Origin of the sequence: Paraflavitalea pollutisoli (assembly GCF_029360705.1) — a bacterium.
Classification (GTDB): Bacteria; Bacteroidota; Bacteroidia; order Chitinophagales; family Chitinophagaceae; genus Paraflavitalea; species Paraflavitalea pollutisoli.
Genome location: NZ_JARKMX010000008.1, coordinates 3,076,276 through 3,101,981, shown reverse-complemented (window position 1 = coordinate 3,101,981; position 25,706 = coordinate 3,076,276). Strand labels below are relative to the sequence as shown.

Sequence of the window (25,706 nt, the reverse complement as noted above, 5' to 3'; positions counted from 1 at the left end):
CTCCGTTATGAAATCAATACCAGTCTATATTATTATGGCCATATGTCTGCTCCTGGCAGCATGTGACAAATACGACTCATTTGGAAGTGAGGCTACCCTCACCGGTTACGCTTACCTGACAGGATCCTCTTCGGAAGTGTTGAAAACGCCACTGGCCGATCAAACCATCTATTTAAATACGGGCAATGATACCAGCTCCTACGTTTTTGCCACTAAAACCGACAAGTCGGGGTACTTCTCCTTCAACTTTGTCTGCGAAAAAAAGCCATACATCGTATTTACTCGTTACCTGAAGGACAATATAGAATACATAGGTGCCAAAAGGATCGAAAGTGGCGAGTTCAACGACAATAAAGTGGTGCGTACGACGCTCGACATTGCGCCTGCTTACCTGAATGGAATGTACGTACAGTTTACCGATACCCTGGGTGGTCTGTTGCCCAACCTGCCCATCAGGATTTACCGAAGCAAGGTGGCAGCCGTAGCCGATTCCGTAAAATATGCTGCTTACAATATCAATACCCAATCCAACGGGGTCATCGCTTTGTACAATATCAATCTGGGCAAGTATTATTTTGTAGGAAAAGATACGATCCAGGGAAAGGCTTTACGGGTGTTTGACTCCGTCGATGTAAAAGAATCGGGCATCGAAAGGCTGACTGCCAAACTGCGGTAACAGCGATTGCGATACTAAAAAGGGCCCCACGACAATCGTGAGGCCCTTTTACTATAGTAATGCTGATAGCAATTAATGCCCGTGGCCCCCTTTACTGCCACCACCGCTGCCGCCGTGTGGGTTCAATACACCCAGGTCGCGGTCAAACAGGTACATGCCGCCCTTGTCTTCACCGATCAGTTTCAGCTTGTCGAGTACCTGACGCGCCAGGCTTTCTTCTTCGATCTGCTCGGTTACGTACCACTGGAGGAAGTTATGCGTGGTATAGTCTTTCTCCTGTATACACAGTTCTACCAGGGCGTTGATCTCGTTGGATACTTTTACTTCATGCGACAATACGATCTCGAAGATCTCCTGGATATTCTTGAAGTCCTTTTGCGGTGCTGCAAACGGGGGAACGATCGCATGGCCGCCACGGTCATTGATGTAATGGAACAGCTTCAGCATGTGCAGGCGCTCTTCATCGGAATGATGATAGAGAAACTTCGCTACACCGTTGTATCCTTTAACTTCTGCCCAGGAGCCCATCGCCAGGTAGTACATGGAAGAAAAACCTTCCAGGTCGATCTGCCGGTTGAGGGCTTCGTCAATTTTGCTGGATATCATATGTTAGAGTTTTGTGGTCAAGATACGAAATTCTAATTTCGACAGTTAGATACACTTGAAAAATAACAAGCTATGCGCACCATTATTTTACTATTACTTTCTAACATATTCATGACGTTTGCCTGGTACGGCCACCTCAAGCAGGAAAATGTTCCGCTGTGGAAAGCCATTCTGGTGAGCTGGGGCATCGCCTTTTTTGAATATTGCCTGATGGTACCTGCCAACCGGCTGGGGTATGCCAACGGATTCAATGGGTTTCAACTCAAGATGACCCAGGAAGTGATCACCCTCATCGTGTTTTCCGTGTTTGCCGTGCTGTACCTCAAGGAGCCTTTTCACTGGAAGTACCTGGTGAGCTTTGGCTTCCTGCTGGGCGCCGTGTACTTCATGTTCAAGAAGTAAAGGCTACACGCCTGCACAAGCGGAGCCCCAAGTAGGTGCTATCAAGCGCGCCAATTGTGTGGCGGCTACCCAGCACTGACGGGTGTAGTTGCTCAATACACCAGCTTAGCAATACGTCCATTGCCACCGGCGAGGAATACCGCTTTCCCTTTCTTTGCCTTCTGGCAAACGTTATACGAGTCGGGTGCAATGAATTGCCAGTGTTGGCCCGCGTCGCGGGTAATATCGATGCCGGCAGTACCACAGGTAACATAGGTTTGCTGATCGATCTGCGCTACGCAGCTGCGATAGCCCCTGGGGCGCTTCACCGGTGCCTGCCAGGTCTTCATGTTATCGTGCGAATAGATGCAATTGTTGGTGGTGTCTTTGTTGTTTTCATAGTCTCCCGCTACCACAATGGCGATGTTGCCGCTGCGCACGATGGAGTTGGCGCCTGTCATCTCTCTGCCCTGAATGATGCCCGGCATGATGCTGGCACCAGCAGGGGTGAGCAACCTCGATTCTTTACCTCCCGATACGGCTGTGAAATCACCGTTTTTCTGGTACACGACATTGGTACCGCTGGCGGCAAAGAACCCATCACCGGCTGGTGCGGGGATCACCGGTTGCAACATCTTGGTCCAGCTCCTGCCGCCATCGCTGGTGGTGGCGATATAGGTGTTGCCGTCGATGGGGTCGCCCACCACGATACCTTTCTTTTGGTCGGCAAAGGCCATGGCATCGAGGAACATGCCTTTGGTCGTATCGGTGAATACGGTGGTCCAGGTTTTACCCCCATCGGTGGTGCGGAGTATATTGGCGGGTTCGGCGATGGCGATAATCACCGCTGTCTGGTCATCGAACGCTTCAATATCCCGGAAATCACGTTTCTCAAAGCCCGGCACGGTCGTCCATAGCCAGGTGGCCCCACCGTCTGTAGAGCGGCCTATTTTTCCCTTACTGCCGCTTACCCATACAATCTTGTCATTCACGACACTGAGGCCGCGGATGCTGACGTCGGTGCCGCTGGTGAGCAGCTGTACTTTCGGCGAGTCGCCGGCAACTACAGCCGGGCTAGCGGCCGGGTAGGTGGCAGCTGGTGTGTCGAGGGCAAGGGCAGTACTGAGCAGCAATAATGGGGCTATCCTATTGAGTTGGTTGATCATAGCTGTTAAGGTAAGGAAAATCAAAAAGCCACCAGGTGGTTTTGCCGGGCTTCCTGTAAAATCATTTACAAAGTGGATGGTGGCCGGCGGGGAGTGAAAATCAAAAAGCCATCCTCCTTGGGAGCGATGGCTTTTTGAATGTCTTAATCTTTTCAGTCGAATCGAAAGGTAAACTTAGAACGTCTTCACTGGAATTGGATAATACTGGTTTTGAGCTGTTCTTGTTTGGAAAGGTTTTTAGGATATCGACTGGGTTTTCAGGACCTGCTGGATCATGGAATTTCTTTCAGGAATTGGAATCTATTATGTGGTCTTTCAGGATGTGTCTAAAACCTTGTTGCTACTATCAGAACACTACGGTTTCAGTGGATTTTGATCTTTCAAGCTGATATTGGATGTGTTGGATATTGGTTCGGTCTTCGGTGCGGATATCAGATCAGCTGTTACAAAGGTAATTTTAACACTTAATCTGACATAGCGCAGAACCGCCTCATTTTTCTGCTTCGGATTCTGCCACTAATATCGTAAATAACACTGATATGACGCGTGGTATTACCGAAATATTTATAGTGTTTTTGCCAGAAACCACCTGTTTTAGGTATAAGTACGCCTGTTAATATCGTGTTTTTACTAAAATTATCTATTGCGCAAATCGCTGGTCAAACTTCGGTATTTGCGGTATTGACCTGATAAGTGTATTTCTGCCTGATGCGGGTATGTGCAGGCAGGATGGGTGTTTGACGGAAATAGAGAGTTCCATCAGGCAGGGCACAAAAAAGGCCGGCGTGTTGCCGGCCTGGTCTAAGTCAATATCGTTGCTGGAACCTATTAGAAGCCTTTCTTGCCCGATTGCAGTTTGGGGAGGGTAAACTGGTCGAGCGGACTTTTCTCTGCCACTGTCTTCTCTATATCGCTTGCCTTGCGGGGGGCTGCCCAGGACAGCAGTTCATAATCCTTCTCTTTGATCAGCAGATCGTCTTCGATGCGCACAGCAATCGTCCACCATTTTTTGTCACAAGGACTGTTCTCGGGGATATAGATGCCTGGCTCGATGGTAATGACCATCCCTTTCTTCAGGGTGCCGGAGGCGGAGCGGTCATGCACATCGAGGCCGATATGATGGCCCAATCCGTGGGGATAGTATTTGTTGACGTCTTCTTTCTTCGTGATGATACCCAGTTTGATCAGTCCATCGGCTACCACGCCACGTGATACGCGGTCCAGTTCCTGCCAGCTGGTGCCTTCCTTACACAGCTTGAAAGCTGCTTCCTGGGCTTCATACACGATCTCATAGATCGCTTTTTGTTCTGCGGTGAACTTGCCGTTGGCAGGTACCGTACGGGTTACATCGGCGGTATAGCCGTGGTACTCGGCGCCTACATCCATCAGTACCATCTTGTTTTCTACATGCAGTTTTTCATTTTCCGTATAGTGCAGTACACAACCATTGTTGCCGGCACCAACGATAGAAGGATAACCAACATATTCAGCGCCGTATTTCTTGTGTACGTATTCGTGTAATCCCTGTACTTCACGTTCCGACATATCCGGCTTGACCGCTTTCATCACTTCGGCCTGGCCATGGCAGGATATCTCTACCGCCTTGCGCAGCAATACCACTTCCTCTTCGGTCTTGATCTCCCGCAGCTGCCCGGTGTACTGGCGAAACAGTCCGGTGCCAAAGCGTTTGTCCTGCTGGTAATTGTCGGGTATCTGGGCTTTCTCTTTCAATTGCTTCAGCAGGTCATACAGGTCGGCATTGTCACCACGTGCGTCGGCCACATCGGTTGGCAGGCGGTCGATGATGATCTTATCGAACTTGGAGAAATCAACGGCGAAGTTTTTAAACTCTTCTCCATTGTATACGGTGGCAAGTCCGAGTTTTTCTTTGGCACCCTCTACGCCCATGCGTTTACCGGTCCACTGTTCGGCCTGTGCATTCCGTTTTTGAACGAAGAGTACTTCTTTGAAGGTGCTGCCATTGGCCGCGGTTTGCGGTTCTTTGAAGATCAGCATCAGTGAATGCGGCTCTTTATACCCCGAGAAATAATACAGATCGGGGTTTTGATGGTAAACATAGTCCACGTCGTTCGAAAAGTTGCGCGTAGGAAAGGCCAATACTACGGTGACGGAATTGGCGGGCATCAGCTGGCGCAGGGAATCACGGCGTCCGGCATGAAAGGCTGGCGTCAGGTAGTCGTCGGCCAGGTCATGCAGCGGTGCTGGTTGGGCAAAGACAGGGGAACTGGCCAGCAGGGCAAGTCCTATAACGAAATGGCGTAAGCGCATAGAGGGTGTTTTAATGCAGGTATAAAGTTAAATGTAGTACAAGTTCTGCAATGGCCTGTCGGGATTGCGGTGAATGGCAAAGGAGTCTGGCCGAATGGCAAGGGTGGCTGGCGTTACCGGCAGAAACTTACACGGTAAAGGCGGCAATACTACCGGGATTTTTAGCCAGACCCGGTAGGGGCAAACGGGCAGAAATGACCTGGGATCAGGGTGTTTGGGTATATGTAAAACGGCCTGCCAGTGGAATTTACGCGGGCTTGGTCCAAAGCTGCGGATACCTATCGTATTTTATGCAGGGAATTGCGGGGGTAGTAATACTGAAAAACCCTCAACAGGCAATATTTTGCTGTTTTCGAGCGATTTTAAGGGGTAATGCCAGCTTAGTGAAAAGTCAATTTTACGATGTCATATCTGTCTTAACGGTCATCCTGTCTTTCGTTCCAGCGGTGATCGTATTGCTCAAAAAACTTTGGCAGGCTGTTCCCTTTAACTTCTTTGCAGCGTACTGGGTTGTCAATGGGTTGATCAACGCGATGCTGCTGATCAAGGACCTCAACAAAAAATTCCTGGAGGTAGCGATTGTGATCTACAATGCCATCGATATTCCGATGATGGTGGGGGTGATCTATCTCGCTGCATTTTCGGACCGGTTGAAGCGCTTTATCCGCATCAGTCTGGTGCTCTTTATTGTATTTGAGATCGCCTGTCTTATTCATGGTGGTTTCGACTATGACTCCCTGAAATATGCCCTGGGTGTGGGGTTGCTTTTCATCCTGACCATCATCATCTGGCAGATCTCGCTTTTTCTGCAGCAGATAGAGCATGCCAGCCGCGAGAAAGCCCTGCTGCTCATACATGGTGCCTTGTTGTTTCAGTATGGCACCTATATCGTCGTCTATATTTTTGACTATTACCTCATCGATTTCGCCGATACGGTCGATAAATTCCTCATCTATTACATCTCTACCATTATTTCTATTGCGATCGGTAGTTCCGGCCTGCTGCTAAAAGGCTTGCGCCGGATACCGGCCACCGCGGCGATCAAAAGATCTTTCTGGGACGAATCGCGGGATAGGTCTGCCAGATAGCGATTACAAACAGTACGTTCTTCCCGATATTGCATACTGCATGTAGTATCCAGTTCTGCTCCCATTGTTTGCCCACGGCAATGAAAAAAAAGAAATGGCCGGAGAGGTACAGGAGGCACCCCAGCGTGATCCAGAAGGCAGGTTTCTTGTGGATGAGCTCCATCGGGTTATCCGTTAACCATTCGTGGTACAGCAGCAGGCTGTAGCCAATGATCAGGATCACGGTCATGCCTGCATTGAACCGGCTGTAATACACCACCCCAAATTTCTGTAATTCCAGTACGGCAATGCCGGCAAAGAGGAGGGAACCGCCCAGTACGACGCGGCGGAGACTTTTTCGTTGCAGAAAGTGGAGATAGAAAAGGGTAAATACCGTGTATTCGAAAATGGTAAACGCAAAGGAGAGAATCCGGCTAAAGGTAGGCGTAGCAAGCACCAGGCCCGGCAAACAGTCACACAAAAAAGCAATAAGGGAATAGACTAACAGCAGCTTTACCGGAAATTCCATACGGTGGGGACGTTGGATGAGTAGGGCGGCCGGTATAGCCATAAAGGAATAAGTCGATATAATGGCTGCAAGGGGTGCTACAGTCATGCGTGCATCGAATGTTGCTAAATATAGCACATATCATCGAATAGTCCATGCTGTAGACTGAATATAGGAGGTAAGAATTTTAATTGATTGTCATAAATCAATAATGGCGTAGGCCTTTTCACTGAGGTAAGGACCACCGGGATGTTTGGCGGTGTAATCGAGGTTGATCCAATATTGTCCGTTTTGTTCGTGGTAGTAGATATTGTCGATCTGGCGATCGCTGAACAGGTAGATGATCGCCTGCTGCAAACGGTCGAATGATTTCTTGTCGCCGGCGTAGAGCTCGGGATACAGGTGTCCTTCAGAAAGCACCATGCGACAGTGAGCACCGATCGATTTCAGGGTCGAAACCATGAGAATAGTATGATCGTCGCAATCTCCGCCCAAACCGTTGTCGATCGTTTCGCGGCCCGTGGCGAAGTATTCGTCACGCTCCGAGTCGGACACATATTTGAAATTGGTGTTGATGTATTTAAACAGGGAGAGGTGCCGTACGATGGGGCCATACTTGGTATGGTACTCGTCGAAGAAATCGAGTGAGTGGCGCACGGCAAAATTGCGCACGACAGAATCTTTCGAATCGACCTTCGATTGCAGCACTTTGATCGTTTTTGTCAGCGGTCCATCGAAGATGCCCGGCGTGAGGATCAGGTCGGTTTCCTTTTGCCCATTCCTGCCCCAGTTGTTCTCGACCATGGTGCGGTAATCGGTCACCATATGGCTGAAGCCGTATCCGTTGGTCAGCTGGTTGTACAGCAATACCAGTATACAAAGCCCTACGGCGGGGATCAGCAGAAAACGAAAAATGCGCAATACCAGCCAGGTAGCAAGGCTCGCCAGTACGACGGATAAAGTCAGGTCCATGTTCCAATCGCCGATCATCAAAGGCGGAATGTACCGGTTGATGAGTGGGGCCAGGGGTAATATGGTTAGTATGCTGACGATGATCAGCAATACTTTGCGAATATGATTATATTTTTCGTCGTTGAAATTCATACCTGTAGCATCCATTAGATCCTGGAAAAATTGTACCCGTTTGTACGTTTGTGCTGTGCAGGGTGATATGGCTCGGCAGATCGTTTGGGCTAAAAGGTGTCAGGGTTACAGCACAGCCTAATTTATACAATTTTATGTTAACCAGAATATAATAATAGACGACATCCGTCAAAAACAAGTGCGGAGCTCCAGGGGAAATAAGTAGAATGTAGTAGGAGATGCTATTGCACGCAGTGCCCGGCAGGAGAATTTTACGGAGCGGTGACGGACATACTATCGGCGGGGATAAACAGAAAAAACCGCTCCCGGCTGCTACAAGGGGCCGGGAGCTGGTTTATTGCATTAGTCATCATCTTCTTCGTAATAGGCATCCTGATTGTCGTTGTAAACGGACTCCCATTCTTTCACTTTGTCCTCACTCAGCAGCTCGAGAATATCGAAAATGGGATCGGACTTCTTCTTCCAGTTCAGTTCCGGTCCTTCTGCATAATTAGTGACATAAAGACAATAATCTGTTTCTACCGTTACTTTGATCAATGATACCTGGCTATCTTCTTTTTCCTGGATCAGGTAATAATTACCAGCCTCTAACAATGCATACTGATACATACAATCTCCTCCACCGTTTTAGTTAATTGTTTTAATTCAGAACCTAATCGGGTTAGTAAACAATCATCCGTTCACACAGGTCCGTCTTTTTCAAACGGCAGTGCTCGTGGTAGAATTTAATGGATGTAGCGGGGGTTGGTTTGGTAGAATTCTAATAGGTTGGTAGGGTCAAATGTAGGACAATCCTGTTATTCCGGGGACGGCTAAAAGGACCTCCCGGCAAATTTTTACAGAGGCTTAATAATCGGTCCAAAGAGGGCTTGATTATTACCGGCTTACAAATTACCTGGAATTTTATGAATGCCGGATTCAGCGATCCGGCTAACCCGTTTCGGGTGCAAAACTGCCCCTTCCGGTCGTTTTTGGCCAATCTGCCCGCCGCCGTTGCCTGCCAAAACAGGGCGGTAATCCCCAAAAAAGGCGGGTTTATCCACCGTCTGGTGGTCGGCAAGGCATCGACCGGCAGTCGGCGGCGCTATGGTACGTTCGCCAAAAACAGGCGGTGTGCCGGTGCCGGAATGCCCGGCCAGCACCTGGACTTTGTCACCAGCAACGGGGAGCCTAAAATCCCTGGATTGTTGCGATATTTGCCCTCTTTTTAAAATCAAGCACACATGCGTATAGCGATCAATGGAATGGGACGGATCGGCCGGTTGCTCTTCAGGCGGCTTGTCGGCAGGACAGACCTGGAACTGGTAGCGATCAATGATATCATGGAGCCGGCCAACCTGGCCTATCTACTCAAGTATGATTCGGTGTACGGTACTTTTCCCGGTGAGATGGCCATGCAGGGCGCAGAGACACTCGTGGTCAACGGGCAGTCCATCGCCATTCTGCAACAGGCAGATCCGAACAAGCTGCCCTGGGCTTCCCTGGGTGTCGATGTGGTACTGGAATGCTCTGGCAAATTCACCAGCCGGGCCGGGGCCTCTACGCACCTGGCGGTGGGTGCCAAGAAAGTATTGCTCTCTACCACGGGCGCTCCGGAGATCCCCCTGATGATCTACGGGTTCAACCAACATCTCCTGACGCCTGAAACGGATATCATCTCTCCCGGTGGTTGCATGACCAACTGCTCTACCCATATCCTGTATTTGCTCAACTCGATTGGCATACAGTCGGTCCATATCAATGTGCTGCATTCCTATACGTCCCGGCAGGGGATCGTTGATGGGCCGCACAAACAATTCCGCCGCGGCCGTGCTGCCGCCGAATCGATCATCCCTGTTGAGATCGATCTGGCGCATTCGCTGGAAAACCTGTTTCCTGTATTACAGGGAAGGATCGCCACGGTATCTACCCGGGTGCCGGTGGCCAATGGAGCGCTCGGCGATTTCACCCTTCAACTGAAAGAAGAAGTATCGGCCGAAACGATCAACAACCTCTTCCGTACGGCAGCCGCCAACGAGTACAAAGGCATCGTCGATTATACCGAAGAAGAACTGGTGTCGCTCGATATCAAAGGCAATACCCATTCCTGTATCGTAGATGGTACTCTTACTTCGGTCGTGGGCAACCACGTGAAGCTGATCACCTGGTTTGATAACGAGTACGGCTATACCAGCCGCATGCTCGATTGGCTGCATTACTGGAAAAAAGTATTGGGTTAATACGCCTGTCTGTTCGTAATAATATCGCCCTGCTGTAGTACTTGTACGTTACAGCAGGGCGATTTTTTATTAGTACCTATCCCATTCCGTTAGGTGGTTGAAAAATAAATGATACAGCGCCCACAATTTTTTACAATAATACCGTTAATTGGATGCGTTGATATCCTGTGGAAAACTCAACACAATAAATCCTACATCTAACCCAATGAAGAAGTTAACCAATCTGCTGTTGACCTGTATGGTCATGTCCGCAACTGCAAAGGCACAATTTGGCCATTTGAAAGATCAAAACCCTGGTTTCATCAAGGCGGTGGAAACCATTCTCAGCGACTTTCCTTACAATTACAAACACATTACCGGCCAACTGGTAGAAGCCCATGGCGACTGGCATCAGTATGCTTCGACGGTAACATTACCCGGGGCCGATTTTTGCGTGGTAGGCCTGTATCATTCCGAGCTGGATACCACGGCCAGCTGGCAGGCGCGTATGTTCCATCACGAAGACTTTAAAAAAGCCAAGGCGGCTTACAAAGAGCTGTACCGGCAGCTGAATCAATGCCGGCTGCGGATGGTTGATGGCTCGCTGTATTACCTCGATGGCGATTATGAAGAGGCCACGGAAGAACTGGATTTTGTCACCAGTGCTTTCAAGATCCAGACAGCCGATGAAAGGTTCCGGGAGTTTCATGTAGAACTCGAACTGCTGTACACCCTCGATGAATGGGTGATCAATGTCAACATGGTCAGCAAGAAAAAAGACAATGAGGTGCGTCCTGATTGGATGACCGGTAAATAAACGCTGTGTGGTTCTTTACAATGAAAAATGCCGCTCCTCCGGGAGCGGCATTACTGTTTTATGTGGATAGTCAGTTAAAGGCGATAATCTTCCCGCACGGGCGAAAAAGCATCGAGCACCCGCACGTCGGTCAGCGCGATGGCGCTGTGGGGCGTGTTGCCCGGTATTACATGCACCATGCCGGGCGTCAATACCATTTTCTCTCCGCCGATGATCATTTCCAGTTCGCCCTCCAGGATGAAGGTGACCTGCTCGTGCGGATGCTGGTGCTCGGGCAAGGGATGCCCTTGCTTGATGTCTACAAACGACAGGGTGATCTTGTCGCCATGTACAAAGCGCCCGAAATAGCCCGGCACGATCTCTTTTCCTTTGATGTCGTCGAGGTGTTGCATGCAGTAAAGTTAACGCTATTGCTCAAAAAAGGCGACGCTGCCGCCAACCCATTCTTTGTTCTTGTTGTAATCCACGCCGATCATCTTCCCTTTGCTGAGGCGCGCCAGGTTGATGGCCGGCCTGGGCCTTTGCCATCCATCCTGCCACAGGTACATGATGCGGATCTCTACCTTGGCGGGTACATCGGGGGTAGGGATCACGTCGGCGTATTTTACCTTGCGTTGCAGGATCCAGTTTTCCGGGTCTGTCAGGTTCACAATGTCTTCCTGTGTTACATCGATCTTGACGCCTTGCCCCGCAAAGGAGAACAGCGGCTTCAACACATAATTCTCCAGGTCGCCGGGTACCTGCTTCAACTCATTCACAAACCAGGTTTCCGGCACATACACATGGCGGATAAAGGGGATGGTGAACTTGCTGATGCGGTAAAACCAGTTGGGGTGGGGGATCCATTGCACATCGAGATCCTGGGTGATATCGACATGGCTGCCCAAGGTATCCTTTTTGGCTTTGAGCTCATCGAAGATCACCCGGTTGTAGATGCGCTTTACTTGCGTTTTAACGCCATCGCGCAGGTAGTATAGTTTTTTACCTTCCTGGATCAGTTCGGTAATGCAAACGATGGCAATGCCCAGGTAGTCGTGGGTGGTATAGAAGTCGATCCTTGTTTTTTGGTCATGCGGTTTGATCTCCAGCAGGATCACATTTTCTACGGGTGTATTGCCGACGATCACTTCCTTCAACTGCCTGAGGTAGCTGTCGTGGTTCAGCCCGTTGAGGTATTGGGAATAGTTGTCGGGCACCGGGAAGTATTTACGGAGCAGGTCGGGGAAGTGAACCTGGAACCCGAACAGGGTAGGGAAGCCCTGCATCTCGATGAGCTGAGGTACCAGGCCACCCTGTCCATCTTCACACACGCCAAAGTCGAAGGCGATCATATGAGCATGGTCATTTTCATTGGGTACCCTTTCTCCGGGCGGCATCGAGCGGTCGGTGAGGTCTTTGAACGAGGGGTCGGTGATCACGTCGATGATGCTTTCACAGGCCTCGAAAAGTTTTTGGGCAAATTCCTTGCTCACAAATACTGGCGTCTCCGCCAGGCGAAACTCGATGGCGCCGGGATAATGGCTGTCCAGGTCGGTCAGGAATTGTTGGAATCGCTCAACGGTAAAGACTTCGTTGTACACTTTGCGCAGGCTTGGTACCATGACGGCTTGATTTGGTGGGAAGATACGAATTTACACCAACGTATATACGTGCGGGGCGCGAAGTATTGACGGCATTGCGCAACAGGTATGCCGATGGAATCAGTGCGCCTGGCTACATATGGAAGACTTGTGGTAAAGGCAACTACACGGTTATTATGCTTCTACGGCGATGAGGTCGTTGATGGCCTGCTTCAAAAAATTGGGAATGATGTGCGAATACGTATACAGGATCTTGTCGGGATCGTTGAGCTGTTCGATCATCGACTGCCATTTTTCAAAGCCATGGTTCTCGATCACGGTTTGCTTGCGGTCTTCCCGTTGCAGGTACAGGCTCATACCAGTGGCATCGGCCTCCGGATGAAATTGGGTGCCGATCATATAGGGATTGAAGCGCATGGCCATGATCGCCCTTTCCAGCGGTACATGCGGGCGTTCTTTTTCAATGGCCAGGATGGAGGCGCCCAGCTTACGCATTTGTTTGCTATCAGGCTTGATGACCTGGTAATCGCGGCTGTCTACGGCATAAAAGGGATCTTGCAGCCCGGTAAATACTGGCTCTTCCAGTCCACATTCCAGCATGTGCACCGGAAACACGCCAAATGCCGTGGAGCGGCGCCTCGCCACCTTTGCTACCTGGAAGTAGCGACAGGCCAGCTGAAAAGAGTGGCAGATAAACAACACCTGTTTTTTGATGGTATTTTGCTCATTGGCATTGTAGGCGGCTACAGACCGGAGCCAGTCGAAGTAGCGGTTTTCCCAATCGCTGCCCTCGCTGTCGAGGGGCGAGCCGGGCCCACCACTGGAAATATACAGGTCGTAGGAAAGATCGGGTAGTTCTTGTTTGAGGCGTACATCAAACTCATCCCAGCTGATCCGGAGCTCCTGCTCCACGCCAAACTGGGTCAGCAATTCCCGGATACAGCGCATGCCCTGGTTGGCCTGCCCTTCATAGAGGTCGAGGATTGCGATACGTATGTGTTTTTGTTCACTCATATACCTGCGTGCAAACTTAAGGATTTTTAGCTTTTTGCCTGTTCGCATCACAACATGATAACAGGTTATGGCGTCAATTGGTTGCCTGAAAATATCATCTGCGCCAGCGAAAAGGTCAAATTGTCAACGACAAACTACCTGCCACTATTGTAGCGACCATATAACCAATTACTTCAGTAAAACGCAAAAAAAAGCTGCGCCATCATGGCGCAGCTGTATCAGTTGTCGGAATGATCGCAAGAGGTGCGATCGTGGCCGCTCCGTTTATTTATACAGGGCTTTCAGCATTTGCTCCGCCACCAGTTGGTTGCCTTTGTCGTTGAGGTGAACGCCATCGGTGGTGAGGATTTCCTTGGCTTTGTTCTCAGGATTGTTGGCCAGGTTGTACTCGAGGAATGCCTTGCGCAGATCGATCAGCTCCACATTGTTGTTTTTGGCGATCTGGCGAATGATGACGGCATATCGGTTGAGGTCGCCATCCAGTTCATTGGTGAAGTCGGTCTTTTCACCAATCGCCGCTGGTGTACAGATCAATACTTTGATATTCTTTGCCTGCAATTTCTTGATGAGGGCATTGTAGAATTTTTCAAACTTGTCGGCGTCTGTACCGGTGCCGGAGGTCTTTTTGTGCCAAACGTCATTGACGCCGACCCAAACTACCACCGTCGTTGGATTTTTAGCCAGCACATCGTCTTCCATACGCAGGTACAGATCGTATACTTTGTTGCCGCCGATGCCAGCGCCAATCAATTCATCCTGGATGTTTTTCTTTTTCAGCAGGTCGCCCAATACGGTGATATAACCACCTGGCTTTACACCCGCCTGGGTAATGGAGTCGCCAAAGAAAACGATACGCTGTTTTTGCGGAGCGAGGGTAAACGCCATCAGGCTGGCGATGAGTGCAGTAAGGACAAGTACTTTTTTCATATGCTTATTTGGAGTTGGGTGGTCAAAACTAATGGATTTGACCGGAAAAAGAAAGCTGCCCATTTGCCGCCCATAGACTTACTTTGTCGGTTATTGAAGAACCAATACCAGGCCTATGTTTTTCCGACACATCACAGGGTATACCCTATGCTGTCTTTTGCTGACAGTGGTGGCCGTGCAGGCACAGCCAAATGATACCGCGCAGCACATCGTGGCAGGCGGGTACAACAGCTCCGCGCAGCAGGCAAAGCCCTATGTGATCCTGATCTCCATCGATGGGTTCCGGCACGACTATGCGACGAAGTACCACGCTGACAACCTGCTGCGTCTAAGCCGCCAGGGCGTGCGGGCCTCCTCGATGACGCCCTCTTTTCCCTCCTTTACCTTTCCCAATCACTATACCATCGTCACCGGCCTATATCCGGCGCACCACGGACTGGTGGGCAATACTTTTTATGATCGTGCCCGTAAAGTAAGCTACCTGCGCTCCGATACCTCCATTGCCGGCGATCCCTATTACTATGGCGGCAAGCCCTTGTGGGTATTGGCCGAGCAGCAGCAACTGATCTCGGCTGTTTATTATTGGGTGGGTAGTGAAGTGGCGATCGATGGCGTGCACCCCACCTATTACTACGACTATAGTGAAAAAGTACCACTCGAAGCGCGGCTGGGTGTGGTGAAGCAATGGTTGCAACTACCTGCAGCAACACGTCCGCACCTGATCCATTTTTACATCTCCGAGGTCGACAGTGCCGGCCATCATTTCGGGCCAGATCATCCACTCACCATACAAGCCATCCATAAGGTGGACCGGGCCATTGGTCAACTGACGAGCATGCTCGATTCGTTGCACCTGCCCATCAACTATGTAATGGTTTCCGATCATGGCATGACTGGTGTGGATACGACCCAGGTGTTGACGCCACCTACTTCGGATATGACGAGGTGGATGATGGTGGCCAGCGATGTGATGGTGCAGTATTATGCCAAAGACAGCAACGCCATTCCTGCTTTTTACCAGCAGCTAAAGCGGGACGCCAATGGATATGATGTATACCTGCGCAACGAAACACCAGCGCATTGGCACTACGGTGAGCGGGATGACCGGTATAATCGCATCGGCGACATTTTACTGATAGCCCGCTATCCGCAGATCTTTTCCTGGACCAACCGCCGCGTGTACCCCGGCCGCCACGGGTACGATCCACGACTGGTGAAAGACATGCAGGCCAGCTTTATGGCCTGGGGACCTGCTATTAAAAAACAAAAGAAGCCATTGGCTTCTTTTGAAAACATTCACGTGTATACCTTGATCACCCAGCTGCTGGGCTTGACCGTTGATCATCCCGTCGACAGCGAGCCGGGCGTATTACGAAAGATCTTACGCTAATTATTTCCCAAATACTTTCTCTCCCTGCAGGTAAGTAGCGAGCACCTTGATCTGCAACAATTCGGCAGGGGCCGCCTTCAGCAGGTCTTTATCAGTGATGATGAAGTCGGCGAACTTGCCGGCTTCCAGACTTCCTTTCTCCAGCTCTTCAAAATTGGATTTGGCGGCCCAGATCGTCATGCCACGCAGCGCCTCTTCACGGGATAGCGCATTCTCCATTTGGTAACCTTGCGCTGGCCATCCCTTTGCATCTTTCCGTACGACGGCGGCATAGAAGGTCTTAAAGGGAGAAATATCTTCCACCGGAAAATCGGTGCCCAGGGGAATCCAGCCATTCTGCTTCAACAGGTCGTTGAAAGCATAGGCTCCTTTCACGCGGTGCTCACCCAGCCGGTCACCCGCCCAGTACATATCACTAGTGGCATGCGTCGGTTGTACAGAAGGAATCACGCTGTATTGGCCAAACAGTTTGAAATCATTTTCATTCACTACCTGGGCATGCTCGATGCGCCAGCGGCGATCGTTTTGGCCAGCGAGGTATTTGCCATAGATGTTGAGGATGGTGCGATTGCCTGAGTCGCCAATGGCATGGGTGCACATCTGGTAATCTTTGCTGTAGAGTAGGTTGGCCACCGAATCAAAATGGGCGGGATCGCTCAGCAAAAAGCCTTTCCAGTCTTTGCGGTCGCTATAAGGCTCCAGCAGGCAGGCACCGCGTGAACCCAGCGCGCCATCCGCATATACTTTGAAGGCGCGAACGTTCAGCCGGTCGGTTTTGATCTTGCCTTTGGCAAAGGCAAATTCGTAGTTCTTGCGGGCATCGCTCAGCATGGCATACAACCGCATTTTGAGCTGTCCCGTTTTTTGCAGGCTATCGATGAAGGTCACGGCTTCATGGTCGAGGCCACAATCGTCGACGGTGGTAAGGCCCATGGCAAAGCAGTTCTGCTGGGCAGCCAGCAAGCCCTTGCTCACCTGGTCGGGTGTGGGTGTTGGTATTTTCGCCGCTACCAGGTCTACGGCATTGTCGACGAGCAGACCGGTCAGCCGACCATCCTTTACCTCTACGGTACCTCCGGTCAGCGTAAAACCGGGTTTTACACCGGCCAGGTCCAGCGCGGTTTGGTTGGCCACGGCGGCATGCCCATCCACCCGGGTCAGCAATACCGGTCGGCCGGGAAACAACTCGTTCAGCTTGTCGTTGCTGGGGAATTCTTTATTGATCCAATCGTTCTGGTCCCAACCGCGGCCAATGATCCATCCTTCGGGATTGGCAGCAGCAAAGGTTTGTAATTGTTGCAGGATTTGCTCCCAGCTATCGGTGCCTACCAGGTTGGCGGTTTGCAAGCTCATACCATATTGCAGAAAATGGGCATGCGCATCGATCAGGCCGGGGTAGATGAATTTGCCCTGGGCATCGTTTTTGGTGGTGGCATCGTATTGCGCCAGCAGATCGGCGGTGGTACCGGTGGCAATGATCTTACCATCTTTTACAGCAACAGCCTCAGCAGTACTGAACGACGAGTCGATCGTATAAACGGTGGCATTGTATACCAGGAGGTCTGCTTGCTTTTTACCTGCGCAGGAGCAGAGCGCAGACAGCAGGAATAATCCGTAGAGTTTTCTCATTTTGTAGATCGGTGATTTATTGGTTGGACGTCAAATCTACCATTACCGGGTGAATTTTGCCGGATGTTTGGTATGGAAGGAAGTAGCCTCCTGGTAGGCCTTGGCCACGGCCAGTATCGTTGCTTCGTCGTACAGGTTACCCAATAAGGTGATACTCGTCGGCATACCGTTCGCGCTGAAGCCAACCGGCAATACCACCACGGGATGACCGGTGAGGTTGGTCATGGCCAGCTGGTTGCCGCCATAGGTAGGCACGATGATCACGTCGTATTGACGCGTGAAGGCATGGAGCTGTTCGATGAGGCGGGCGCGGTGGCGGTTGGCATTGATGTATTCCACCGCCGGCACAAAACGGGATACCCGGAAACTGTTGGGCCAAAAGTTTTTGTCCTGCCGGCTAATGAGGTCGTCCTGGTTGCTGCGGGTGAGCTCATCAAAGGCCGCTGCTGATTCGGAACTGATCACCACATCCATGATGTTGAAGGGATAGATCGTCGAGTCGGGGAATTCCACTTCTTTGATGATGGCGCCTCCGTTGCGCAGGGTTTCCAGTACAGCCCATTGCGGTGCATTGGCAGGCAGGTTCCTGAAGTAATTGCCGGCATAAGCGATGCGCAGTTGGGTGAGGTTTACTTTGCCGGTATAATTGAAGGCGCGCTCTACGGCACTGGCATCCTTGCCATCGGATCCTTTCAGGTAGTGAAATACAATGGCTGCATCTTCTGCACTGCGGCAAATGGGGCCTGCCTTGTCGAGGCTCCAGCTCAGCACCATCGCACCACTGCGACTCACCGAGCCAAAGGTGGGGCGCAAGCCGGTGGCGCCACAGGTATGCGAAGGAGATACGATAGAGCCCCAGGTTTCTGTGCCAATGGCGAAAGGCAGCAAGCCTGCTACCGTGGCAGCGGCCGAACCGGCGGAGGAGCCGCTGGATCCTGTGGCGAGGTTCCAGGGATTGCGGGTGCGGCCACCAAACCATCGATCGGCGTAGGCCAGTTCGCCCAGGGTCAGCTTGGCACATAAGACAGCGCCGGCAGCTTTTAACTGGGTATAGACAAAAGCATCCTGGTCGATCACCTGGTCTTTGTACGGCACCGATCCCCAGGTCGTTTTATAACCTTTTACGGCAAACAGGTCTTTCAACCCGTATGGTATACCATGCAGCAGTCCTTTGTATTGCCCTTTGCGCAGGGCTTCATCGGCGGCTGCGGCTTCTTGTAACGCCAGCTCGGGTGTAAGGGTGATCACACACTCGAGCGTGTCGCCCCATTTACGCAACCGGTCGAGGAAGAAGGTTGTGAGTGCTACGGAGCTGATCTTTCTGTACCGTATGAGGGAAGCCAATTGGATCAATGAATAGAAAGCCAGGTCTTCTTTGTTACGTGGCATCGATACATTGGAGGGGATATACCAATGTACAGCGTTTTGCTTTACCGGTATGGCAGTCCCTGGCGGGCCGGGATGAAACGCAAAAGGATAAGCCAGGTCATTGGGAATGGCCAGCTGGTGCATTTTGCGATAATGCGTGAGGTTGTCGTACAGTCCATCGGTCATGGAATCTTTTTCGGGGGCTGTCAGCGACAGGTCTATCAGGTAAGCTGCCCGGGAGATGGCCGCGGTATCGATCTTTTGCTGCGCCTGCAGCGAACCCCCTAACAAACAAAGTAAGACGGGTAAACATAACTTCATGGTGTCGACGTGTTTTGGTGTGCGCGGGCAGGGTTATTAAAGGTATCGGAAAAATGTATAGAAACGACAGTGCCGATCCGGGTGTGGATCGGCACTGTATAAAAATAATATTGTCCTTAAATGCCTGCCAGAAACTGGTCTTTGATGTAGTCCACGACGCTGGTCAGACTTTGTGTTTGCTCAAACACTTTCAGCTGGCGGTCGGCGCCGGTGCCTTCCTCCATCATGCGGGCCACATAGTTCACCGCATGGCGGCTGCCCAGTGGGTCTACCACATCATCGATGAAGTCGAGCAACTCATAGATCAGTACGCGGGCATTGACCTCTTCTTCTTTACCAAAATCGATGAGGCGGCCATCAATGCCGTACCGGCTGGCGCGCCACTTGTTCTCATTGATCAGGGCACGCGAATACTGAATGAAGTTGAGGTTCTGGTTGCGCAGCTTGTATATCTTGGCGCACACGCCCTGGAAGAGCGCTGCAATGGCGATGGTTTCCGATACGGTCATCGGTACATCGCAGATCCTGAACTCGACAGTGTTGAAGAAAGGATGTACGCGCAGGTCCCACCAGATCTTCTTCGCATTGTCGATACAGTTGGTTTTGACGAGCAGTTTGATGTAGTTGTCGTACGCCTCGATCGATTCGAAGGTTTCCGGAATACCGGTGCGGGGAAACTTGTCGAACACCTTTGTGCGGAACGACTTGTACCCGGTTTGCCGGCCTTCCCAGAAGGGCGAGTTGGTACTCAGTGCATAGATATGCGGTAGAAAATAACGGGTGCTGTTGGCAATGTGATTGGCCATCTCCCGGCTTTCCATACCCACGTGCACGTGCAAGCCGAATATGAGGTTGCTGCGGGCAGCTTCCTGTAGTTCGTTCACGATCTCATTGTACCGGACATGATCGGTGATGAGCTGGCTCTCCCAGTGGCTGAAGGGGTGGGTGCCGGCGGCGCCCATGGCAAAGCCCAGTTCACCGGCAATGCCGCCAATGGTTTTGCGCAGGGTGGCTACATCGTGGTACGCCTCGTCTACATTCTGACAGATATCTGTTCCTACCTCCACAACGGCCTGGTGCATTTCTGCCTTGACCTTGTCTTTGATCACTTTCTGCCCTTCGGAAACAATACGTTGTTCGTGACTTTTCAGTTCACGGGTGTTGGGATCCAGCACCATGTATTCTTCTTCGATGCCCAGTGTGAATTGTTTGTAATTCGTATTTCCCATTGATTAGATTGAATGTTTGGTGGGAGCGTATTATCACACAAGGGGTGTTTTGGCCGCGCTGTGTTTAATGTATTCGCCCCAGGTCAGGTTATCACGGCCGGGCTGCTGTGTCAGTGCCCTTTCGATGGCATAGTTGGCGGCCGTTTCCACCACCCAGTTGAAATTGTCTTCTCCTACACTCGGCAGGTCGGCATCCGGCGCCGGATTGCAGAAGTCGATCGCGTAGGGGATGCCGTCCCGTATGGCCAGCTCTACGGTATTGAAATCGTAGCCCAGGTACTGGTTGATGCGCAAGACGATGTCTTCCATCTGTTGCAGCCTTTCGGGCGTGGGGTGGAAATCGCTGGTGTAGCGCAGGTGATGTGGGTTGCGTGGCTCATAGGGCATGATGCGTACATGCTTGCCCCCAATGCAATAGCAACGGTAATATTCGGTGAAGATGATCTCTTCCTGCAGCAACATGACCAGCTGACCGGTTTCTGTATGCCGTTGGTAAAACTCATCCATGTTGTGCAGCTTGTACACGTTCTTCCAGCCACCTCCTGCGAAGGGTTTCATGTATGCGGGAAATCCGACGTAGTTGAAGATCGATTCCCAATCGAGCGGGTAATTCAGGTTGCTGAACGACTGGTCGGTGGTATCGGGTGGTAGTTCAAAAGAGGGGAGGATGACGGTTTTAGGAACAGGCACCCCGATCTTCACGGCGAGGCAGTTGTTGAAAAATTTCTCATCGGCACTCCACCAGAAGGGGTTGTTGATGACGGCGGTACCACAGATGGCGGCATTTTTCAGAAAAGCCCGGTAAAAAGGCACATCCTGCGAAATGCGGTCTACGATGACGGCATATTCATCGGCGGCTCCCTGGATCACTTTGTCGATGTGTACCGGTTCGGCGACGATATCGTTGATCCCCTTGCTGTTGATCCTTTCCACAAAAGCCATGGGGAAGGACCTTTCCTTACCGAAAAGAATGCCGATCTTTTTCATGCTGTCCTGAGTTTTTTATGATTAAATGAGCGATAATGACTGCTGGCGGACGCCAAATTGACCTTCAGAACGTTGTGCCCGGGCTATCATATGCGCTCGTTTTTAATGATCTAGGAGGATTGTGAGAGTTGCAACCAAATTTATCTGAATGCCGGGGAAATACCAAATTTGTGAAAATCCCTACTTTTGCGGCCATATGCACATTGAGACTAGTACCGGCATCTTGGTTGAGACCGTTGCCTTGCCATCTGATTTGCTGGGACGTACCGTAACCGTGAATTTGTATCGAACCCACCCCGCCACCCGACCTGAGGAAACCAGTTTGTTGCTCGTCAACGACGGACAGGACCTGGAGGCCATGGGATTTGATAAGATGCTTGGTTACCTGTCCGAAACCAGCCAAATAACCCCTTTGCTCGTCGCCGGCATTCATTGCGGTGAAGACCGCCTGCATGAATACGGCATGGCCATTGGTCCCGATTATATGGGCCGTGGCGCCAAAGGAGCTGCCTATCAGCGCTTTGTATTGGAAGAACTGTTGCCTTTTATTTATGGACATGTCAACGCTACCGCTTTCCGCGACAGGGCCTACGCAGGCTTTTCGCTGGGTGGACTGAGTGCCATGGATATGGTGTGGAACCATCCGGAGGTGTTTACTAAGGTAGGCGTGTTCTCCGGGTCGCTGTGGTGGCGCTCCAAAGACAAGGATGCCCGGGATTACAATGGCAATAAACACCGCATGATGCACGTGCAGGTGCGGGAAGGGGATTATCACCCTGGACAGAAATTCTTCTTTCAGTGTGGATTACTCGATGAGACGGAAGACCGCAACCGCAATGGCGTCATTGATTCTATCGACGATACCATCGACCTGATGCGCGAATTGCTGCTGAAGGGATACAAAGACCTGCGGGACATGTATTACCTGCAATTGCCCAAGGGCAAGCATGATGTACCTACCTGGGCCAAGGCTTTGCCGACTTTCCTGAAATGGGGATGGAGAGGACCGGGGGAGGAGTAAGAACAACAATATTTTCTGATAGAAGGGCTGGCCGTTGGCCGGCCCTTAGTGTTTAGCACCCTGCTATCAAAACAAAAGGCCGCCTTCGATCGAAGACGGCCTTTTGAGTTATATAGCGATTGCTATTAGTTGAAGATATAACGCAGACCCAGTTGGATACCCCATGTGCTGGCGGTAGTGTAAGCGGGCTGGTAACCTTGTGAAGGTGCAGTGTCGGGATTAAGTGTGTACACTGGATTTTCTTTTGTCCAGGTTGACCCCTTTCCGAGAATACCCATATCCTGGAATGTACCAGTGGTATATTGGTAGCGATAACCCCAATCGTTGTTGATTAGGTTCAGCGCGTTGATGATATCAACGCTGAACTGAAGGGTGTGCTTTTTGCCACCGGCGTTCAGGATGAAATCTTGCAATACGCGCACATCCAGACCATGTACCCATGGTAATACGGGGCCATATTTCTCGATGTATTCGCCTTTGTGTTTGCTCAGGTATTTGTCGTTGTTCACCAACCTGAAGAAGGCGTCACTTTGCTGTTGTGCAGTGTAAACCTTGGTTACACCACCTGAAGTAACAGAGTAACCTTCCTGGAACTTGATCTGAGTGCCATCCTTGGGAATAAACCAGGCATCGTTTGATTGACCATCACCGTTCAGGTCAAATCCATAACGGTAAGTGTAACGTTCTTGTGGTTGTGCACTGTAGAACAGGCCAACAGTGGTTGCCGTTCTGCCACCCCAATAGTTGAAGCGCTTAGACAGGTTTGCCACGATGCGATGTGGGATCGCATAGTTAGACTGACCAAGGTCAGGCCTATTGGGATTGAAAATGATGTTGTTCGTGTTGAAACCACTCGCGCTTTGGTCGCTGCTTCCAATGGCTACTTCCTTAGCTGCTGTGTAGGTATAAGCCAGACCAGCTTCCCAGTTGTTGGAGAAAGACTTCTGGATCTGGGCAGTCAGCGATAAGCTGTACCCCTTGCTGGTATTGTCCAACACGATCATCTGGTTGATGTTGTTGTTCAGGTATTGAGCATATACAGGGCGGGTATCTGCACCAGACAGGTTGCCTGTAGTGGCTCCCAGGTTGGCGTTGCGGAAGTAAGCATTGTTGATCTGCTTGGTATAGATGGCTTCTACCGTAGCTACGAAGTTGCCGGCGAAGCGTTTATCTACAGCCAGGTTGCTTCTCCATACCTGTGGCATTTTGAAATCTTTGTCAACAGCAGAGTAAGAAGGACGACCGGAAGGTATGGTTTGTCCTACTGGCGGAACAGGGTTGGGGATATAAGTTGTTCTGTCGGTATTGTAACGGATATTAGCCAGTTCAGCAGTCGTAGCGGTGTAAGCTGCACGGATCACGCCATTGTCACCCACCTGGTTAACCAACCAGATGAAAGGAATGCGACCAGTGAAGAGGCCGGTACCACCACGAACGATCAGGGATTTGTCGCCTTTCACATCGAAGGTGAAACCAACACGGGGAGAGAACAACGGACGTTGTTTGGGCCATTTGCTCACGTCGAAGTTTTCGTTGTTACCGTTTTCATCTTTAAAGGTAACGGCTTCCAGTGCGGGGTTGCGCGGAGGATCGTAGGGATAGAAAGGAAGGTCCACACGCAGACCATAGGTCAGCTTGAGTTTCTCGATAGGAGAAAAGACATCTTGTGCATAAATGCCCAACTGGTTAAATTTAGCTTCAGGAACTTTTATGCCCAGACGATTGGTAGGGTCATAAGCCACAGTAAATTGAACAGGTGCTTTATTGGTCATAAAGTCGTTCAATGAAGCGTAACGGTAGTAGCTGGGACCTGCACCGCTCGTAAAGGAGTTAGCGAAAGAAAGGGCTTCGAAGCTGGCACCAGCTGTTACAGTGTGTTTGCCGAGATTCAGTGTTACGTTGTCGGCAATGTTGAAGGCCTTATCACTAATGTTGTTCAGATATGAGAACAGATCGGTACCTAACGAAATATACACGTTGTCGGCATCACGCATGATGTCTACAAAAGCGGCAGTACTATTGGGATCGCGCTTGATTTGGTTATCAGTGTAAGAAGCGATCAATTGATTAGATACCTTAGTGCTAAAAGTAGAGTTCAGTTCCAATACACCAGACTTAACTTGGGTGTTGTTCTTGAAGTTGGAACCCGTGTAGGCCATGCCACCGGTAGCGCGGCCGCCACGGCGGCTATTGCTATTGATACGGTTGATAGGACCGCTGGAGGCATTGATCTGATCATCGTCATCTGTAGTTGACTGAGTATAGCGCAAGCTCAAGCGGTGTTTGGAGCTAATATTCCAATCGATACGACCCAGGAACTTCTTGTTCTCTGTTTCGAAATCATACCCCTGATAGCCACCTGGATCATATTTATAGGTATTGATCAGGTAAGTGCGCAGGTTGTCGAGGTCGCTTTTCAGTACACCAGTTACATTTGGGCCAGTGCTGCCGGCATCATCCTTTGCAACGAAAGTCTGGCCAGGCTGTGTTCTTTTCTCCTGCTCGTAGTTCACGAAGAAGAACAGTTTATCCTTGATGATGGGGCCGCCGATGCTGGCACCATAGATCTTGGTAGACCTATCGGGGTTGGCAAACTCAACTCCTTTTACTTTTTTACCATTAAACGACTGGTCGCGGTAGTAACCGTACACTGTACCATACCAGTTGTTGGTACCACGGCGGGTCACGGCGTTGATACCGCCACCGACGAAACCAGACTGCCGTACATCATACGGAGCGATGTTTACCTGTACCTGGTCAACCGCATCGATGGAGATGGCGGAAGAAGCGCCACCGGGGATCATACCGTCGCCACTACGGCCAAAGTTGTTGTTGAACAAAGAACCGTCGATGGTGATATTGTTGTAACGGTTGTTCATACCGGCAAAGCTGTTACCGTTCGCCTGGGGCGTGATACGCGTCAGGTTGGTTAGGCTACGGCTTACGTTGGGCAGATTCTGTACCAGCCGGTTGCTGATATTGGTAGAAGCACCAGTCTTCACCGTTGTACTTCTGCGGCCTGCGCTGATCGTAACAGATTGCAGCTCAGTACCTGTTGCACTGATGGTAGCTTCCAGGTCATAACGCTCACCCAGGGGGATGTTTATGTCACTTTTTGTAAAGTCGGAATAGCCGACATAAGAAACTTTTACGGAATAAGGACCACCGGGAGGAATATTAGCAACATCGAAGCGGCCACCGGCTCTGGTAACAACCGTGAATACAGATCCTGTCGGTTCGTGTTTGAGGGTTACAGTAGCACCTACCAGCGGTTCACCCTTGTCGGTTTTGATAACGCCGGTTATACTACTGGTGGTGACCTGGGCCACCACGTTCATACAGCTGACAATTGCCAGCAAAAGAAAGAAAATGATCTTAGTTGATCTTCTCATATATGCGTGTTTATGTTTATCGGGCGCAAAGAAACA

The 25,706-nt window shown here is 50.7% G+C and carries 23 protein-coding genes; 8 read left to right on the top strand and 15 right to left on the bottom strand.

Annotated features, from left to right (window positions below):
- Window positions 1-7 precede the first annotated feature (7 nt).
- Entirely contained in the window at window positions 8-676 is a 669-nt protein-coding gene (locus tag P2W70_RS25960; protein ID WP_276484470.1) for a hypothetical protein, read from the top strand.
- Window positions 677-748: 72 nt separating this feature from the next.
- Here the strand turns inward: P2W70_RS25960 and P2W70_RS25955 are convergent, their stop codons facing one another.
- A complete protein-coding gene (locus P2W70_RS25955) occupies window positions 749-1,282 on the bottom strand; it encodes a ferritin (protein WP_276484469.1) in 534 nt (177 codons plus the stop codon).
- Between the two features lie 72 nt (window positions 1,283-1,354).
- On the opposite strand from P2W70_RS25955, the gene P2W70_RS25950 reads away from it, so the two are divergent.
- Window positions 1,355-1,684, top strand: a complete 330-nt coding sequence (locus tag P2W70_RS25950; protein WP_276484468.1) for a DMT family protein — start codon at window positions 1,355-1,357, stop codon at window positions 1,682-1,684.
- 92 nt (window positions 1,685-1,776) lie between these two features.
- Here P2W70_RS25950 and P2W70_RS25945 read toward each other — a convergent pair whose 3' ends face one another.
- Together P2W70_RS25945 and P2W70_RS25940 are read right to left on the bottom strand one after the other, a co-directional pair.
- Window positions 1,777-2,829 (bottom strand): WD40/YVTN/BNR-like repeat-containing protein, encoded by a 1,053-nt coding sequence (locus P2W70_RS25945; protein WP_276484467.1) that lies wholly within the window; start codon window positions 2,827-2,829, stop codon window positions 1,777-1,779.
- An 828-nt stretch (window positions 2,830-3,657) separates the two neighbouring features.
- The gene (locus tag P2W70_RS25940) at window positions 3,658-5,118 is read right to left on the bottom strand and encodes an aminopeptidase P family protein (RefSeq protein ID WP_276484466.1); all 1,461 of its coding nucleotides are present in this window, start codon (window positions 5,116-5,118) and stop codon (window positions 3,658-3,660) included.
- Between the two features lie 383 nt (window positions 5,119-5,501).
- Here P2W70_RS25940 and P2W70_RS25935 point away from each other — a divergent pair, with 383 nt between their 5' ends.
- On the top strand, window positions 5,502-6,206 hold the full coding sequence (locus P2W70_RS25935; protein ID WP_276484465.1) for a hypothetical protein: 705 nt from the start codon (window positions 5,502-5,504) through the stop codon (window positions 6,204-6,206).
- Here P2W70_RS25935 and P2W70_RS25930 read toward each other — a convergent pair.
- The 3 genes from P2W70_RS25930 to P2W70_RS25920 form a co-directional block, all read right to left on the bottom strand.
- Window positions 6,160-6,801, bottom strand: coding sequence for a hypothetical protein (locus tag P2W70_RS25930; protein WP_276484464.1), 642 nt, complete (start codon window positions 6,799-6,801; stop codon window positions 6,160-6,162). The two genes, P2W70_RS25935 and P2W70_RS25930, sit on opposite strands and share 47 nt — an antisense overlap.
- Before the next feature lie 90 nt (window positions 6,802-6,891).
- A complete protein-coding gene (locus P2W70_RS25925; RefSeq protein WP_276484463.1) occupies window positions 6,892-7,797 on the bottom strand; it encodes a transglutaminase domain-containing protein in 906 nt (301 codons plus the stop codon).
- Window positions 7,798-8,139: 342 nt separating this feature from the next.
- Window positions 8,140-8,406: a hypothetical protein gene (locus P2W70_RS25920; protein ID WP_276484462.1), complete on the bottom strand. Its 267-nt coding sequence runs from the start codon at window positions 8,404-8,406 to the stop codon at window positions 8,140-8,142.
- Between the two features lie 296 nt (window positions 8,407-8,702).
- On the opposite strand from P2W70_RS25920, the gene P2W70_RS25915 reads away from it, so the two are divergent.
- From P2W70_RS25915 to P2W70_RS25905, 3 genes are all read left to right on the top strand, one after another.
- Window positions 8,703-9,008 (top strand): hypothetical protein, encoded by a 306-nt coding sequence (locus P2W70_RS25915; RefSeq protein ID WP_276484461.1) that lies wholly within the window; start codon window positions 8,703-8,705, stop codon window positions 9,006-9,008.
- 12 nt (window positions 9,009-9,020) lie between these two features.
- Entirely contained in the window at window positions 9,021-10,016 is a 996-nt protein-coding gene (locus P2W70_RS25910) for a type I glyceraldehyde-3-phosphate dehydrogenase (protein WP_276484460.1), read from the top strand.
- 205 nt (window positions 10,017-10,221) lie between these two features.
- Window positions 10,222-10,812, top strand: coding sequence for a hypothetical protein (locus P2W70_RS25905; RefSeq protein ID WP_276484459.1), 591 nt, complete (start codon window positions 10,222-10,224; stop codon window positions 10,810-10,812).
- Window positions 10,813-10,886: 74 nt separating this feature from the next.
- On the opposite strand, the gene P2W70_RS25900 is transcribed toward P2W70_RS25905, so the two are convergent.
- The 4 genes from P2W70_RS25900 to P2W70_RS25885 form a co-directional block, all read right to left on the bottom strand.
- Window positions 10,887-11,204, bottom strand: a complete 318-nt coding sequence (locus tag P2W70_RS25900) for a cupin domain-containing protein (RefSeq protein ID WP_276484458.1) — start codon at window positions 11,202-11,204, stop codon at window positions 10,887-10,889.
- A gap of 15 nt (window positions 11,205-11,219) precedes the next feature.
- Window positions 11,220-12,413 carry a hypothetical protein gene (locus P2W70_RS25895; RefSeq protein ID WP_276484457.1) on the bottom strand — a complete coding sequence of 398 codons (1,194 nt, stop codon included), beginning with the start codon at window positions 12,411-12,413 and terminating at the stop codon, window positions 11,220-11,222.
- Window positions 12,414-12,566: 153 nt separating this feature from the next.
- The gene (locus tag P2W70_RS25890) at window positions 12,567-13,406 is read right to left on the bottom strand and encodes a type 1 glutamine amidotransferase (protein ID WP_276484456.1); all 840 of its coding nucleotides are present in this window, start codon (window positions 13,404-13,406) and stop codon (window positions 12,567-12,569) included.
- A gap of 264 nt (window positions 13,407-13,670) precedes the next feature.
- A complete protein-coding gene (locus P2W70_RS25885; protein ID WP_276484455.1) occupies window positions 13,671-14,333 on the bottom strand; it encodes an SGNH/GDSL hydrolase family protein in 663 nt (220 codons plus the stop codon).
- 115 nt (window positions 14,334-14,448) lie between these two features.
- On the opposite strand from P2W70_RS25885, the gene P2W70_RS25880 reads away from it, so the two are divergent.
- Window positions 14,449-15,723: an alkaline phosphatase family protein gene (locus P2W70_RS25880; protein WP_276484454.1), complete on the top strand. Its 1,275-nt coding sequence runs from the start codon at window positions 14,449-14,451 to the stop codon at window positions 15,721-15,723.
- Here the strand turns inward: P2W70_RS25880 and P2W70_RS25875 are convergent, their stop codons facing one another.
- From P2W70_RS25875 to P2W70_RS25860, 4 genes are all read right to left on the bottom strand, one after another.
- Window positions 15,724-17,352: an amidohydrolase gene (locus P2W70_RS25875; RefSeq protein ID WP_276484453.1), complete on the bottom strand. Its 1,629-nt coding sequence runs from the start codon at window positions 17,350-17,352 to the stop codon at window positions 15,724-15,726.
- A 42-nt stretch (window positions 17,353-17,394) separates the two neighbouring features.
- Window positions 17,395-19,041 (bottom strand): amidase, encoded by a 1,647-nt coding sequence (locus tag P2W70_RS25870; RefSeq protein ID WP_276484452.1) that lies wholly within the window; start codon window positions 19,039-19,041, stop codon window positions 17,395-17,397.
- A gap of 116 nt (window positions 19,042-19,157) precedes the next feature.
- Complete coding sequence (locus P2W70_RS25865) at window positions 19,158-20,270, bottom strand: carboxylate-amine ligase (RefSeq protein ID WP_276484451.1); 1,113 nt, start codon at window positions 20,268-20,270, stop codon at window positions 19,158-19,160.
- Between the two features lie 33 nt (window positions 20,271-20,303).
- Window positions 20,304-21,257 (bottom strand): ATP-grasp domain-containing protein, encoded by a 954-nt coding sequence (locus P2W70_RS25860; protein ID WP_276484450.1) that lies wholly within the window; start codon window positions 21,255-21,257, stop codon window positions 20,304-20,306.
- 148 nt (window positions 21,258-21,405) lie between these two features.
- Here P2W70_RS25860 and P2W70_RS25855 point away from each other — a divergent pair, with 148 nt between their 5' ends.
- On the top strand, window positions 21,406-22,278 hold the full coding sequence (locus P2W70_RS25855) for an alpha/beta hydrolase (RefSeq protein WP_338119860.1): 873 nt from the start codon (window positions 21,406-21,408) through the stop codon (window positions 22,276-22,278).
- A gap of 125 nt (window positions 22,279-22,403) precedes the next feature.
- On the opposite strand, the gene P2W70_RS25850 is transcribed toward P2W70_RS25855, so the two are convergent.
- Window positions 22,404-25,670, bottom strand: coding sequence for a TonB-dependent receptor (locus tag P2W70_RS25850; RefSeq protein WP_276484448.1), 3,267 nt, complete (start codon window positions 25,668-25,670; stop codon window positions 22,404-22,406).
- Window positions 25,671-25,706 lie beyond the last annotated feature (36 nt).

Coding starts and splice junctions, on each gene's coding strand:
- P2W70_RS25960 (WP_276484470.1), top strand. CDS start 8: ATGAAATCAATACCAGTCTATATTATTATGGCCATATGTCTGCTCCTG.
- P2W70_RS25955 (WP_276484469.1), bottom strand. CDS start 1,282: ATGATATCCAGCAAAATTGACGAAGCCCTCAACCGGCAGATCGACCTG.
- P2W70_RS25950 (WP_276484468.1), top strand. CDS start 1,355: ATGCGCACCATTATTTTACTATTACTTTCTAACATATTCATGACGTTT.
- P2W70_RS25945 (WP_276484467.1), bottom strand. CDS start 2,829: ATGATCAACCAACTCAATAGGATAGCCCCATTATTGCTGCTCAGTACT.
- P2W70_RS25940 (WP_276484466.1), bottom strand. CDS start 5,118: ATGCGCTTACGCCATTTCGTTATAGGACTTGCCCTGCTGGCCAGTTCC.
- P2W70_RS25930 (WP_276484464.1), bottom strand. CDS start 6,801: ATGACTGTAGCACCCCTTGCAGCCATTATATCGACTTATTCCTTTATG.
- P2W70_RS25925 (WP_276484463.1), bottom strand. CDS start 7,797: ATGAATTTCAACGACGAAAAATATAATCATATTCGCAAAGTATTGCTG.
- P2W70_RS25920 (WP_276484462.1), bottom strand. CDS start 8,406: ATGTATCAGTATGCATTGTTAGAGGCTGGTAATTATTACCTGATCCAG.
- P2W70_RS25915 (WP_276484461.1), top strand. CDS start 8,703: ATGAATGCCGGATTCAGCGATCCGGCTAACCCGTTTCGGGTGCAAAAC.
- P2W70_RS25910 (WP_276484460.1), top strand. CDS start 9,021: ATGCGTATAGCGATCAATGGAATGGGACGGATCGGCCGGTTGCTCTTC.
- P2W70_RS25905 (WP_276484459.1), top strand. CDS start 10,222: ATGAAGAAGTTAACCAATCTGCTGTTGACCTGTATGGTCATGTCCGCA.
- P2W70_RS25900 (WP_276484458.1), bottom strand. CDS start 11,204: ATGCAACACCTCGACGACATCAAAGGAAAAGAGATCGTGCCGGGCTAT.
- P2W70_RS25895 (WP_276484457.1), bottom strand. CDS start 12,413: ATGGTACCAAGCCTGCGCAAAGTGTACAACGAAGTCTTTACCGTTGAG.
- P2W70_RS25890 (WP_276484456.1), bottom strand. CDS start 13,406: ATGAGTGAACAAAAACACATACGTATCGCAATCCTCGACCTCTATGAA.
- P2W70_RS25885 (WP_276484455.1), bottom strand. CDS start 14,333: ATGAAAAAAGTACTTGTCCTTACTGCACTCATCGCCAGCCTGATGGCG.
- P2W70_RS25880 (WP_276484454.1), top strand. CDS start 14,449: ATGTTTTTCCGACACATCACAGGGTATACCCTATGCTGTCTTTTGCTG.
- P2W70_RS25875 (WP_276484453.1), bottom strand. CDS start 17,352: ATGAGAAAACTCTACGGATTATTCCTGCTGTCTGCGCTCTGCTCCTGC.
- P2W70_RS25870 (WP_276484452.1), bottom strand. CDS start 19,041: ATGAAGTTATGTTTACCCGTCTTACTTTGTTTGTTAGGGGGTTCGCTG.
- P2W70_RS25865 (WP_276484451.1), bottom strand. CDS start 20,270: ATGGGAAATACGAATTACAAACAATTCACACTGGGCATCGAAGAAGAA.
- P2W70_RS25860 (WP_276484450.1), bottom strand. CDS start 21,257: ATGAAAAAGATCGGCATTCTTTTCGGTAAGGAAAGGTCCTTCCCCATG.
- P2W70_RS25855 (WP_338119860.1), top strand. CDS start 21,406: ATGCCGGGGAAATACCAAATTTGTGAAAATCCCTACTTTTGCGGCCAT.
- P2W70_RS25850 (WP_276484448.1), bottom strand. CDS start 25,670: ATGAGAAGATCAACTAAGATCATTTTCTTTCTTTTGCTGGCAATTGTC.